This window comes from Streptomyces sp. NPDC045695 (assembly GCF_056432025.1).
In genome coordinates this window covers 381,307-393,914 of sequence record NZ_JBWKJU010000003.1, presented here as the reverse complement: position 1 = coordinate 393,914, position 12,608 = coordinate 381,307, and the positions used below count along the sequence as shown (strand labels likewise).

13 protein-coding genes are annotated in these 12,608 nt (G+C 73.3%); 5 read left to right on the top strand and 8 right to left on the bottom strand.

Going from position 1 to position 12,608, the window contains the following annotated elements; all coding sequences use genetic code 11:
• Positions 1-124: 124 nt before the first annotated feature.
• On the top strand, positions 125-508 hold the full coding sequence (locus AC07DU_RS08105) for a cold-shock protein (RefSeq protein ID WP_322975534.1): 384 nt from the start codon (positions 125-127) through the stop codon (positions 506-508).
• A 71-nt stretch (positions 509-579) separates the two neighbouring features.
• Here the strand turns inward: AC07DU_RS08105 and AC07DU_RS08100 are convergent, their stop codons facing one another.
• The 4 genes from AC07DU_RS08100 to AC07DU_RS08085 all read right to left on the bottom strand — a co-directional run bounded on the left by AC07DU_RS08100 (position 580) and on the right by AC07DU_RS08085 (position 4,270).
• Positions 580-1,464: a 1,4-dihydroxy-6-naphthoate synthase gene (locus tag AC07DU_RS08100; protein ID WP_479028921.1), complete on the bottom strand. Its 885-nt coding sequence runs from the start codon at positions 1,462-1,464 to the stop codon at positions 580-582.
• Positions 1,451-2,176 (bottom strand): futalosine hydrolase, encoded by a 726-nt coding sequence (locus AC07DU_RS08095; RefSeq protein WP_360893954.1) that lies wholly within the window; start codon positions 2,174-2,176, stop codon positions 1,451-1,453. The genes AC07DU_RS08100 and AC07DU_RS08095 overlap by 14 nt, the downstream gene beginning before the upstream one ends.
• Before the next feature lie 12 nt (positions 2,177-2,188).
• On the bottom strand, positions 2,189-2,677 hold the full coding sequence (locus tag AC07DU_RS08090) for a DUF2771 domain-containing protein (protein ID WP_360893951.1): 489 nt from the start codon (positions 2,675-2,677) through the stop codon (positions 2,189-2,191).
• A 222-nt stretch (positions 2,678-2,899) separates the two neighbouring features.
• Positions 2,900-4,270: an MFS transporter gene (locus AC07DU_RS08085; RefSeq protein WP_360898619.1), complete on the bottom strand. Its 1,371-nt coding sequence runs from the start codon at positions 4,268-4,270 to the stop codon at positions 2,900-2,902.
• Between the two features lie 327 nt (positions 4,271-4,597).
• Between AC07DU_RS08085 and AC07DU_RS08080 the strand changes: the two genes are divergently transcribed.
• The 3 genes from AC07DU_RS08080 to AC07DU_RS08070 all read left to right on the top strand — a co-directional run bounded on the left by AC07DU_RS08080 (position 4,598) and on the right by AC07DU_RS08070 (position 7,425).
• A complete protein-coding gene (locus tag AC07DU_RS08080; RefSeq protein WP_360898617.1) occupies positions 4,598-5,524 on the top strand; it encodes a DUF3027 domain-containing protein in 927 nt (308 codons plus the stop codon).
• Positions 5,525-5,616: 92 nt separating this feature from the next.
• On the top strand, positions 5,617-5,835 hold the full coding sequence (locus AC07DU_RS08075) for a hypothetical protein (RefSeq protein WP_360898615.1): 219 nt from the start codon (positions 5,617-5,619) through the stop codon (positions 5,833-5,835).
• A 126-nt stretch (positions 5,836-5,961) separates the two neighbouring features.
• Complete coding sequence (locus AC07DU_RS08070; RefSeq protein WP_479110267.1) at positions 5,962-7,425, top strand: SPFH domain-containing protein; 1,464 nt, start codon at positions 5,962-5,964, stop codon at positions 7,423-7,425.
• A gap of 106 nt (positions 7,426-7,531) precedes the next feature.
• On the opposite strand, the gene AC07DU_RS08065 is transcribed toward AC07DU_RS08070, so the two are convergent.
• Positions 7,532-8,554: a WD40 repeat domain-containing protein gene (locus AC07DU_RS08065; RefSeq protein WP_479110265.1), complete on the bottom strand. Its 1,023-nt coding sequence runs from the start codon at positions 8,552-8,554 to the stop codon at positions 7,532-7,534.
• Between the two features lie 76 nt (positions 8,555-8,630).
• On the opposite strand from AC07DU_RS08065, the gene AC07DU_RS08060 reads away from it, so the two are divergent.
• Complete coding sequence (locus AC07DU_RS08060; protein WP_479028913.1) at positions 8,631-9,308, top strand: GDSL-type esterase/lipase family protein; 678 nt, start codon at positions 8,631-8,633, stop codon at positions 9,306-9,308.
• Positions 9,309-9,414: 106 nt separating this feature from the next.
• Here AC07DU_RS08060 and AC07DU_RS08055 read toward each other — a convergent pair whose 3' ends face one another.
• From AC07DU_RS08055 to AC07DU_RS08045, 3 genes are all read right to left on the bottom strand, one after another.
• Complete coding sequence (locus tag AC07DU_RS08055; protein ID WP_360898607.1) at positions 9,415-10,404, bottom strand: aldo/keto reductase; 990 nt, start codon at positions 10,402-10,404, stop codon at positions 9,415-9,417.
• A 210-nt stretch (positions 10,405-10,614) separates the two neighbouring features.
• Positions 10,615-11,169: an RNA 2',3'-cyclic phosphodiesterase gene (thpR, locus tag AC07DU_RS08050; RefSeq protein WP_479028912.1), complete on the bottom strand. Its 555-nt coding sequence runs from the start codon at positions 11,167-11,169 to the stop codon at positions 10,615-10,617.
• A gap of 75 nt (positions 11,170-11,244) precedes the next feature.
• Positions 11,245-12,600 (bottom strand): MFS transporter, encoded by a 1,356-nt coding sequence (locus tag AC07DU_RS08045; RefSeq protein ID WP_479028910.1) that lies wholly within the window; start codon positions 12,598-12,600, stop codon positions 11,245-11,247.
• Positions 12,601-12,608 lie beyond the last annotated feature (8 nt).

The window sequence follows — 12,608 nt, the reverse complement described above, 5'->3', positions numbered from 1 at the left end:
TCTTGTCACCCGGCCCCTGACCATTAGCCTTGAGGTGGCGGGTCACACATGGCCCGCTGCGCTGTTGTCCGGAGCCGTTCCACGGTACTCCGGCCCCCGACGAGCACAAGGACAGAGGACGGACGTGCCTACCGGCAAGGTCAAGTGGTTCAACAGTGAGAAGGGCTTCGGCTTTCTCTCCCGCGACGACGGCGGTGACGTCTTCGTCCACTCGTCGGTGCTCCCTGCCGGGGTCGACTCCCTCAAGCCCGGCCAGCGAGTCGAATTCGGTGTCGTCGCCGGCCAGCGCGGTGACCAGGCACTTTCGGTGACGGTACTGGACCCGGCACCGTCCGTCGCGGCGGCTCAGCGGCGCAAGCCCGACGAGCTCGCCTCCATCGTGCAGGACCTGACGACCCTGCTGGAGAACATCACTCCGATGCTGGAGCGCGGCCGCTACCCCGACAAGGTGCACGGCACGAAGATCGCCGGTCTGCTGCGTGCGGTGGCCGACCAGCTCGACGTCTGACCGCCCGCGCACACCCGCGCCCCGCCACTCGGAAGAGCGGCGGGGCGCCGGTGTTCGCGCGTCCCGGCGGCCTACGGGAAGCTGAGCGCGCCGGGCGCGATGGCCGGTACCAGACCCTCGGCCGCGGCCCGCGTCAGCAGCCCGCGCACCGCCGCGTAGCCGCTGTCGCCGAGGTCGGCGGTGAACTCGTTCACGTAGAGCCCGATGTGCTGGTCGGCGACGGCCGGGTCCAGCTCCTGCGCGTGGGCGCTGACGTACGGGCGGGAGGCCTGCGGGTCGTCCCAGGCCATCCGCACCGACGTACGGGCCGCCTCGGCCAGCCCCCGCAGCCGCTGCTCGCCCAGCGAGCGCTTGGCGATGATCGCGCCGAGCGGGATCGGCAGGCCGGTCGTGGACTCCCAGTGCTCGCCCATGTCGGCCAGGCAGTGCAGCCCGTAGTCCTGATAGGTGAACCGGGCCTCGTGGATGACCAGTCCCGCGTCCACCCGGCCGTCCCGGACCGCCGGCATGATCTCGTGGAACGGCAGCACGACCACCGTGCCGACGCCCTCCGGCAGGACGTCCGCCGCCCACAGCCGGAACAGCAGGTAGGCGGTGGAGCGTTCGCTCGGCACGGCCACCGTCTTGCCGGCGAGGGACACGCCCGGCTCCCGGGTGAGCACCAGCGGACCGCAGCCGCGCCCCAGCGCCCCGCCGCAGGGCAGCAGCGCGTACTCCTCCAGCACCCAGGGCAGCACGGCGTACGAGACCTTCAGCACGTCCAGTTCGCCGCGCTCGGCCATGCCGTTGGTGAGGTCGATGTCGGCGAAGGTGACGTCGAGCTCGGGCGCCCCCGGGACCCGGCCGTGCGCCCAGGCGTCGAAGACGAAGGTGTCGTTCGGGCAGGGCGAGTAGGCGATCCTCAGCGGTGCCCGAGGCTCCTGCGCATCATGCGCTTCGTGGTTACCGGTGCTCATGGCGTTCTCCCCAGTTCGCGAGTACGGGACCCAGCACGCGCAAGCCCTCGGTGAGCGCGGCGAGCGCGTCCCCGATCCGCCAGGCGGCGCGGTCGCGCGGCCCCACGGCGTTGGACACGGCGCGGATCTCCAGTACGGGCAGCCCGTGCGCGGCGGCCGCCTCCGCGACCCCGAATCCCTCCATGGCCTCGGCCCCGGCCAACGGGTGGCGGGCGCTGAGCTCGGCGGCGCGGGCGGCGGTGCCGGTGACGGTGGAGACGGTCAGCACGGGCGCGAGCAGTGCCCCGGTCGCCTCGGCGGCGCGGGCGGCGAGTTCGGCGGGCGGCAGGTGCACGCTGTGGCCGAAGCCGAGTTTCTGCACGTCGATGAAGCCCTCGGGCGTGTCGGCGCCCAGGTCGGCGGCGACGATCGCGTCGGCGACCACGAGGGAACCGAGCGGGGCGGCGGGCGCGAACCCGCCGCCGATGCCGGCGGAGACGACGAGCGAGTAGTCGCCGAGGGCCAGGGCGGTGGCGGTGCCCGCGGCGGCGGCCGCCGGCCCGACGCCCCCGGCGAGCACGTCGAAGGCGATGCCCGGGAGGTCCCGACGGTGGACGAGGTAGCCGCCGGGAAGCGTGCGCGGCTCAGGACCGGGGGTGTCCGGGTGAGGTGTCAGACCCGTGGTGACGGAGTCCGCCTCCGCCGCCACCGCGGTCACGACGAGCGCGCGCACCGGGCTCGCCCGTTACTTGAGCTTGAGGTTGAAGGTCCAGACGGCGAGCGGCTTGCCGTCCTCGCCGGTCTGGAGGAACGCCAGCTTCTTCGAGGCCGGGGCCTCGCCCTGGCCGCCGGTCGCGAAGACGTCGGCGCCCGGGAAGCTGCGGTAGGTGTTCGCCGAGGGCTCGGTGATCGGCTGGCCGTCCAGGACCGCCGACCACCGCTTGCCGTCTTCGACGACCTCCGGATCGACACCGAGACGCAGCGTGTCACCGCGCGCGTAGTCGATGGTCTTGGCGTCCTTGAGGTTGGTGAGGCACTCCTGGACCTGGTCCATGGAGAGCGGTTCCTTGCCGTCGTGGCAGGACGCTTCGGCCGACACCGACGCGGTGCCGACCGTCACGGTCGCCAGCGGAGTCGGCTTGTCGCAGGCCGAAAGGAGGAGGAGGCCGGCGGACACGGCTCCGAGGGCCGCGACGCTGCGGCGGGCCCTACCCGAGAAAAGCGGTGCGGTCATGAGCCGAAGGCTATCGGGCCGGTGGGCCGCGCCGCCGCACGGGGTCCCGCTGGCCTGGGGTGTGGCGTCCGCCGGGTGGCGTCCGCCGGTTCTGCCGTGTGGCGTGGGCCGGGGTGTGGTGCCGGGTGCGGCGCCGTTGGCGGGGGCGCTGCCCCCGGGCCCCCGCGCCTCAAACGCCGGCGGGGCTGGGTTGTGCCCGGCGGGGCTGGAGCGCGGGCGCGGCTACGCCACGCGGGGGCGGGACGTGCCCGGCTGGTGGCGGGGGGCCGCCAGGACGCCGCGTACGGCCATCGTCGTGCCCAGGGCGACCACGACCGCGGCCACCGACATGCCCAGGACGCCGTTCAGCGGCAGGGCGATGCCGATCGCGCCGCCCAGCACCCACGCCACTTGGAGCAGCGTCTCCGAACGGGCGAAGGCCGAGGTGCGCACCGCCTCCGGGACGTCCCGCTGGATCATCGCGTCCAGCGAGAGCTTCGCCAGGGCCTGGCAGAAACCCGCGGTCGCGCCGAGCACCGCCATGAACACCCCGCTGAAGAACACCGCCGCCAGCACCGCCACCCCCAGCGTCAGGCACAGCACCGACGCGATGATGGCCTCCGGCGCCCGGGCCCGCAGCCACGCGCCCACCGCCGTGCCGCAGGCGTTGCCCACGCCCGCCGACACGCCCACGACGCCCAGCGACACGGCCGCGCTCTGCCCGGCCAGGGGATGCTCGCGCAGCAGGAACGCCAGGAAGAAGATCAGGAACCCGGACAGCCCGCGCATCGCGGCGTTCGCCAGCAGCCCGCACAGCACGGACCGGCTGACCGTCCGCAGGCCCGGCCGCTTCGAGTGCGCCTCGTGCGTGGACAGCCGCGCGCGCCGCTCGCCCTTGGCCTCGTCCACCTTGTGGGGCAGCGTGAACGCCGCGAAGGCGCCGCACGCGAAGATCAGGCAGGCCCCGTACAGCGGCCACTGCGGCCCGATCGCGTTCAGCCCGGCGCCCAGCGGCGCGGCCAGGCCCGTGGCCAGCAGGCCGGCCAGCGTGACCCGGGAGTTCGCCTTGACGAGTGAGAATTTCGGCGGCAGCAGCCGGGGCACCACCGCGCTGCGCACCACCCCGTACGACTTGGACGCCACCAGTACGCCCAGCGCGGCGGGATACAGCTCGAGCCCGCCCGTGGCCACCGCGCCCGACATCATCAGCGCCAGCAGCGCCCGGGCCAGCATCGCGGCCGCCATCGAGGCCCGGCGGCCGTGCGGGAGCCGGTCCAGGAGCGGACCGATCACCGGGGCCAGCAGGGTGAAGGGCGCCATCGTGATCGCCAGGTACAGGGCCACCCGGCCGCGTGCCTCGTCCGTGGGGACGGAGAAGAACACCGTGGAGGCCAGCGCCACCGTGATCATCATGTCGCCGGCGCCGTTGATGGCGTGCAACTCGATCAGCTTGCCGAGGCCCGACTCACCCGCCCCGTGCGCGTGCGTGGCCCGCCGGATTCCCCGGGCCGTACCGGTGAACGGCAGGTGCAGGGCACGCCCCAGAGCCCGGCCGGCCCGCCTGGCCGGTCCCGAGCCGTCGTCGGACGACCGAAGGGGTGCCACACTCGACATAGTGCCCCACCCGGCCCTCTCCAGCGCCCCCCGGCGCGTCGCGAGGACGCGGGCTTGTCCGCGAATCGGACCTTGCATGTGTGCCCGAGGCTTAAGAGGAGGTAGCGTGCGTAGCGCGCCACCGGCGGTTGCTCCTGGCCGCGCGCCTCTTCGCGATCCCGCAGAATGGATTGCATAAAGGTGCGCCCGGAGTCCGATCGGGTGCGGACGTCGACGCGGCCCTCTGGTCCGCTCCGCCCGCGCCACGCACGGACAGCACCGACGGGTCGTTGTGGACGACAGTACGGACGGCGCACACGTGAGACGGCGTAGGAGAGAACGAGACCAGTGAGTGCTGCGACGACGCGAAGCCGTACCCCGCGTACCCCCGACCGCCTGTGCGTCGAGGCGGTAGAACTCGCCCGCTCGGCGGCCGAGGAGGCCGCCTTCCCCGGCGTGGTGGGATCGCACGTCTCGGCCGTCGCGGAGGGCGACCGGGTCGTCACCCACTTCTTCGAGTGCAAGGAACCGGGCTACCGGGGCTGGCGCTGGGCCGTCACCGTGACCCGCGCCTCCCGCGCGAAGAACGTCACGCTCGACGAAACGGTGCTGCTCCCGGGCGACGACGCGCTGCTGGCCCCCGAGTGGGTGCCGTGGAGCGAGCGGCTGCGCCCCGGCGACATGGGCCCGGGCGACCTGCTGCCCACCGACGCCGAGGACCTGCGGCTGGAGCCGGGCTGGTCGGGCGAGGACGCCCCGCCGCCGAACTCGGTCGTCTCCGCCGAGATGGCCGAACTGGTCGAGGCCGAGGACGCCGACGTCACCGACCGCACGGTGGTCCCGGTCCGCGGCTCCATCACGTCCGTCGCCGAGGAACTGGGCATGCGGCGCGCGCGGGTGCTGTCCCGGTACGGGCTGCACAGCGCGGCCGACCGCTGGGACGAGGCCTTCGGCGCGAAGACCCCGATGGCGCAGGCCGCGCCCGCGTCGTGCGTGTCCTGCGGCTTCCTCGTCGCCATCGGCGGCTCGCTGGGGCAGGCCTTCGGGGTGTGCGCGAACGAGTTCAGCCCGGCCGACGGCCGCCTGGTGTCGCTGTCGTACGGCTGCGGCGGGCACTCGGAGGCCGCCGTCATGCCGGCGCCGCTGCGGCCGGCCCCGCCGGTGCTCGACTCGATGGCCTCGGACGAGTTCACCCTGCGGCCGGTCACGACTGCCGCGGACACCGGTTCCGTCACGACCGCGGACCTCGAAGCGCCGGACCTCGGGCACTCGTAGCCGCGGGCCGGGCCTCCGCGCGGCGGTGCGGGCCGGGCCGTGGGCGCCTCGCGGGCGGGTTTCCGCGCGGCGGGGACGCGTACCCTCGGTCCATGGGGGACACGGACATGGTGGGAATGACCGGCCGGGTGACCGGGACGGTCGGGCCGGGCCTGGTCGGCGAGGTCATCGTGCGGATCCGGGGCGGGGCGGAGCACTTCCTAGCCCACCCGGTCGCCGGGACCGGCCGGCTGGCCGTCGGGACGGTGGTGACGGTCGTCGAGTACCTGCCGCCGCGCACCGTGTACGTGATGGCCGCCTACGACGACTGACGCCGCGCGCGACCTGTGCGTATCAGGATCGCGACAGACCCGGTCCGCGTCTTCACGCGGAGGCGCGGCGGGCGCAGACTCGCCCTCATCGGTGCCGAACGGCACTGACCTAAGGGGGCGTTGCCGATGACCATCGGCGTCGTGGCGGGAATCGTTCTCGCCGGAGTCACGGCCGTGATCGGCCTGTTCAAGCTCATGTGGCGGGTGGCCGAGCCGAACGAGGCGCTCGTCATCTCCGGTTCCACGCACAAGACCGAGGGCCTCGGTCAGGGCATGGGGTTCAGGATCGTCACCGGGCGCGGAACGCTCGTACTGCCGGGGGTGCAGGCGGTACGGAAACTGTCCCTGGACCTCAACGAGACGCAGCTGTCGGTGGACTGCGTCACCCACCAGGGCATCCCGCTGCGCGTGAAGGGCGTGGTGATCTTCAAGGTCGGCGACGACCTGGTGTCGATCGCCAACGCGGCCCGCCGCTTCCTGGACCAGCAGAAGATGATGCCGGAGCGGGTGCACATCGTCTTCGCCGGTCACCTGCGGTCCATCGTGGGCGGCTTGACGGTCGAGGACATGATCCGCGACCGGGAGAAGCTGACGGGCCAGACCCGGATGGCCTGCGGTACCGAGATGGAGAAGCTCGGCCTGATCGTCGACTCGCTCCAGATCCACGAGATCGAGGACCCGACCGGCTACATCAAGAACCTGGCGATGCCGCACGCGGCCGCCGTGCAGCGGGACGCGCGCATCGCGCAGGCCGAGGCGAACCGGCTGGCCACGGAGGCCGAACAGGCCGCCTTCGCCCGGATGGCGGAGGCCACGCGGGACAGCGAGATCCTGCAGGCCGGCTACCAGGCCGAGCGGGACAAGGCGGCGGCGACCGCCCGCCAGGCCGGTCCGCTGTCGGAGGCCGCCGCCCGCCAGGAGGTCGTCGTCCAGGAGACCCGGGTCGCGGAGCTGGAGGCGCACCGGCGCGAGCAGCAGCTGCAGGCGGACGTGCGCAAGCCCGCGGACGCGGCGGCGTACGAGACGCGGACCCGGGCGGAGGCGGAGCGCGACGCCCGGATCTCGGCGGCCCAGGCCAAGGCGAAGGAGACGGAGCTCGCGGCGGCGGCCGAGGCGACGCGGGTGACGACGGCGGCGACGGCCGACGCGGCGGCCACGGAGGCACGCGGCCTGGCCTCGGCTACGGCGACCCGGGCGACCGGTGAGGCGGAGGCGGCGGCGACGCAGGCGCGGGGCCTCGCGGAGGCGGCATCGGCGAAGGCCCGCGGGCTGGCCGAGGCGGAGGCGATCAAGGCGCGGGCCGCGGCGCTGGCGGAGAACCAGGAGGCGGTGGTCGCGCAGCAGCTGGCCGAGAACTGGCCGGCGATCGTGGAGGCCGGCGCGGCCGCCTTCGGGAACGTGGAGCACATGGTCCTGCTGAACGGGGCGGAGGGCATGTCGGAGATGTTCGCGAAGGCCCTGACGATGGGCGGCACGGGCCTGGGCGTGGCCCGCCACCTCCTGGCGTCGATGGCCCACCAGGCCCCCGGCTCCGCCGGTGGCTCCGCCGGTTCGGCAGTCAACGGGCACATCCCGATCCGCGAGGAGTAGCCACCCGCCGGGGGCGCCGCCCCCGGACCCCCGCGCCTCAAACGCCGGCGAGGCTGGAGGGGCGCCGCCCTGGGCTCCCGCGCCTCAAACGCCGGCGAGGCTGGATTCAGCCGCGCGACTGCCGGCGGAACAGCCGTTTCGCGGCGAAGACCAGGACCAGGCCCCCGGCCAGGACGAGCGCGCCCTTGCCGAAGCTGCCGCCCGGCTCCGGCGAGGGGGCCTGCTCCGCCGGGGAGCCCGGCTTGGGGGCGGCCGCGGAGGGTGGGGGAGTCGTCACCGGGACCGCGATGACCCGGCTGCCCTCTCCCTCCGCGCCGAACATCAGGGCGGCCCCGTCCGGGGTGTACGTCACCGACTCCGCCTGCCCCTGCCACGGCGCGTCCACCCGCTCGCCGCCGCCCTGAGGCCGGCCGTCCTTCCACGGGTAGCTGCGGGCCGTGAAGTAGCCGCGCAGGGTCAGCTGGCCGCCGTCGGGCGAGAACGCCCCGTCCGTCACCCACGGGACGTCCGCCACCCGGCGGAACACGTTCGACGCGCCGTCGCCCGCCACCAGCTCGGCGGGGCCCTCGTACAGCCCGCCCTTGTTCTCGTCCTTGCTCGCGATGTAGACCCGCCCCGTCACCGGATGCACCATCAGCGCCTCGGCGTTGCGCGGCCCGTCCGCGTACCGCACCGTGAACTGCGTGGCCTTGACCGTGACATCGCCCAGAGCCTTCGGCTCCTGGAAGCGGTAGATCCACACGTGGTCCCACGTCCCGTTGCGGTTGTCGCCGATGTCCCCGACGTAGAGCTGCCCGTCCGGCCCCAGCGAGATCGCCTCGACGTCACGCGGCTTGCCGATCCCGGTCAGCGTCACCCGGGCCACCGTCTTGCCCGTAGCCGAGTCCACCGCGTAGACGTACGGGCCGTCGTCGCTGTCGTTGTGCGTCCAGTACACGCCCGGATGGATCCGGCTGGCCGCGAGCCCGCTCGACTCCTTGATCCGCGGGTCGGAGATGGTGAACGAGGAGGCGCCGGCGCCCTCCGCCGCGAAGGCGGCGGCGCCCGGCGGCAGGGCGAGGACGGCAGCGGCGACGGCAGCGACGGCGGCGACAGCGGTAACGGCGGCGGGCGGCAGGGGCAGGCGCATCCCCCCAGCCTGCCAGCACCTGCCGCGTGTCCGGCGTCACAGGCGCTTCCGCCGCGCCATCCGCGATGATGACCGGATGCGTTTCATGTTCGTCGGCGACTCCATGACCATCGGACGCGCCGGCGACTACACCTGGCGCTACCGGATGTGGCAGCACCTCAGCTCGACCTTCGCCGGCCCCCACCGGATCGTCGGCCCGCGCAGCGAGCTGTACGAGGGCTCCGACGCGTACGCCGACCCGGGCTTCCCGGAGCACGCCCGCCGCCACCTGGCGGGCTGGGGCGAGGGCTGGCAGCACATGGCCCCCCTCGTCGGGCCCGCCGCCCGCGAGGGCCGCGCCGACGTCCTGCTCGTCTCCCTCGGCCTGATCGACCTCGGCTTCTACACCGACGCCGACCAGACCGCCGCCAACGTCCGCCGCTTCGTGGCGGCCGCGCGGGAGGCCCGCCCCGGTATCCGGATGGTCCTGCTCCCCGTCATCCCGAACGTCCGGGCCGAGAAGGACGCGCCGTTCGCCGCCGAGGTCACCCGCTTCAACGAGCTCCTCGCGAAGGCGGTCGCGGACCTGACGACGGCGGCCTCGCCGATCCTGCTGGCCGCGCGCCCGTCCGGGTACGACATCCACCGGGACACCTACGACGGCACCCACCCCAACGCCTCCGGCGAACACCGCCTGGCGGGGGAGTTCGCGGCCGTGCTGCACCAGGCGTGGGGCATCGGCGGCCCCTACCGGCCGGCGCCGCAGCCGCGGTAACGCACCCTCAGGGTCCGTGGGGGGCGAAGGCCGCCGCCCCCTCCGCAAGGGGCGACGGCCGACGACCGATGGCCGATGTACTACCGGATCTACCGGATCTACCGGATCACCAGGCGAAGGCCTCCGGGGAGGGCCCCGGCCCGGGGAAGATCTCGTCCAGCCCGGCCAGTACCTCTTCGCTCAGCTCCAGCTCCAGCGCCCGCAGCGCACTCTCCAGCTGCTCGGCGGTGCGCGGGCCGACGATGGGGCCCGTCACGCCCGGCCGGGTCAGCAGCCAGGCCAGGGCGGCCTCGCCGGGCTCCAGGCCGTGCTTGTCGAGCAGGTCCTCGTACGCCTGCACCTGCGCCCGTACCGTGCTGTCGGCCAGCGCGTCCGCGGACCGGCCGGAGGCGCGGCGGCCGCCCTCGACCTCCTTCTTGATGACCCCGCCGAGCAGGCCGCCGTGGAGCGGGGACCAGGGGATGACCCCGAGGCCGTACTCCTGGGCCGCCGGTATGACCTCCATCTCGGCCCGCCGCTCGGCGAGGTTGTAGAGGCACTGCTCGCTGACGAGGCCGACCATCCCGCGGCGGGCCGCGGTCTCGTTGGCCTGGGCGATCTTGTAGCCGGGGAAGTTGGACGAGCCCGCGTAGAGGATCTTGCCCTGCTGGATCAGTACGTCGACGGCCTGCCAGATCTCCTCGAAGGGGGTCCGGCGGTCGACGTGGTGGAACTGGTAGACGTCGATGTGGTCGGTGTGGAGCCGCTTGAGGCTGGCCTCGACGGCCCGGCGGATGTTGAGCGCCGACAGCCGGTCCTCGTTCGGCCAGGGCTCGCCCTCGGGGGACATGGAGCCGTAGACCTTGGTGGCCAGGACCGTCTTCTCGCGCCGGCCGCCGCCCCGGGCGAACCAGGTGCCGATGATCTCCTCGGTGCGGCCCTTGTTCTCACCCCACCCGTACACATTGGCCGTGTCTACGAAGTTCAGACCCGCGTCGAGGGCGGCGTCCAGGATGGCGTGGCTGGTCGGTTCGTCTGTCTGCGGACCGAAGTTCATCGTGCCGAGTACAAGTCGGCTGACCTTGAGTCCGGTGCGTCCGAGCTGCGTGTACTTCATGAGGCACAAGCCAACTGCTTCGAGTCCACTCCAGGCAAGACCTGCTGGCGCAGCCGCCGCGTACGGAGTGAGGGACGCGACGCCGGGCGGCCGCGGCGGGCGGTGGTTACTGGCCCACGACAGCCGCCACGGCCACGACGACGAACATCAGCACGAGCACACCGGCCATCACACGGTTTCTGGTCTTGGGATCCACCCGTCGAGCCTAACTCAGCCGGAGAGCGGCCAGGCCTGGACGGTCTCGTAGCGGGGCTGCTCGCCGGGCACCCCGCTCACGGGGAGGTTGCTGCGGACGAGGCTGAGGGTGTCGACCTGCCAGGCGGTGCCCTCGAAGCCGGCGAGGGCGTCCAGGTACGGGCCGAGGGGGGTGGTGGCGTGGCGGCTGCGGGCCAGGGTGAGGTGGGCGGTGTACCGGCGGTGCTGGTCCATCGGTACCCCGGCCCGCCGCGCGGCGGCGTCGGCCCGCTCGGCGAGCATCCGCAGGGCGGTGAGCTCACCGGCGGCGCCGACCCACAGGGCGCGGTCCCCGAAGTGCCCGCAGCCGTGCAGCCGCAGCGCGAAGGGCTCCGTGCGGTGGGCGGCCCGCTCCAGACGGGCGTAGAGGTCGGGGAGCACCTCGTCCCGTACCTCGCCCATGAAGGCGAGCGTGAAGTGCCAGGCCGCTTGCCCGGTCCACGTCAGCCGGTCGTCGCGCAGCGGGTCGACGGCCTGAGCGAGCTCGGCGACGGCCGCGGGGGGCGGCAGGACGGCTGCGAACAGTCTCATGGGCCGAGCGTATGCCGCCCTCCCGCCCTTCGAACCCCGACGGGGCTGGATCACGCCCCGCAGGGCGGGCCTCGGTCAGGCGACCTTGACCAGCTCCCGCGGCCGCACCGACGGGACGAAGGCCACGCCGCGCCGGTCCACCCGCAGGCGGAGGTTGCCCACCCGGGCGAGGACCACCGCGATCGTCGCGGACGCGGCCAGCGAGATCAGACCGCCCGCGGCCATGCCGACCCGCGCGCCGTACGTGTCCGTGATCCAGCCCAGCAGCGGAGCGCCGACCGGGGTGCCGCCGGTGAAGACCATCATGTACAGGGCCATCACCCGTCCCCGCATCTCCGGGTCGGTGGCCATCTGCACGCTGGAGTTGGCCGTGACGTTGACCGTCAGACCGAAGACGCCGATCGGCACGAGCAGCGCGGCGAACAGCCAGAAGCCGGGCGCGAGGGCCGTCACGAGCAGCAGTACCGAGAACAGCACGGCGGCGGTCACGAGCAGCCGCAGGCGGGAGTGGCCGCGCCGGGCCGCGAGCAGGGCGCCCGCGAGGGAACCGGCCGCGATCAGGGTGTTGAAGAGCCCGTACGTGCCCGCGTCCCCGTGGAAGACGTCGCTCACGAACGCCGACAGCCAGATCGGGAAGTTGAACCCGAAGGTCCCGATGAAGCCGACGAGCGCGATCGGCCAGATCAGCTCCGGCCGGCCGGCGACGTACTGGAGTCCTTCGCGCAGCTGGCCCTTGGCGCGGGGCCGGGGTTCGACCGGGTGCAGCTCGGCGGTGCGCATGAGGAGCAGGCCCGCGATGGGCGCGGCGAAGGACAGGCCGTTGAGCAGGAAGGCCCAGCCGGAGCCCACGGCGGTGATCAGCACACCGGCGATCGCCGGTCCGACCAGTCGGGCGGACTGGAAGTTGGCCGAGTTCAGGCTGACCGCGTTCGCCACCTGGTCCTTGCCGACCATCTCGGGGACGAACGTCTGGCGGGCCGGGTTGTCCACGACGGTGATCAGGCCGAGCAGGAAGGCGGCGAGGTAGACGTGCCAGACCTGGACCTGTCCGGCCAGGGTGAGGACGGCGAGTGCGACGCCGGTCAGGCCCATCGCGCTCTGGGTGGCGAGCAGCAGGGGCCGCTTGGGCAGCCGGTCGGCGAGTACGCCTCCGTAGAGCCCGAACATCAGCATCGGCAGGAACTGCAGGGCGATGGTGATGCCGACGGCGGAGGCGGAGCCGGTCAGGGAGAGGACCAGCCAGTCCTGGGCGATGCGCTGCATCCAGGTGCCCGTGTTCGAGACGACCTGTCCGGTCGCGAAGAGCCGGTAGTTCCGGATCCTCAGCGAGCTGAACATCGAGTTCCGGCTCGCGGGTGCCGCGGTGCGCGCGGCGGTAGTGGTGGTGGATATGTGGCCGGGTGCGGAGTCTGCTCCGGTTCCCGTACTCAAAAGCGTTC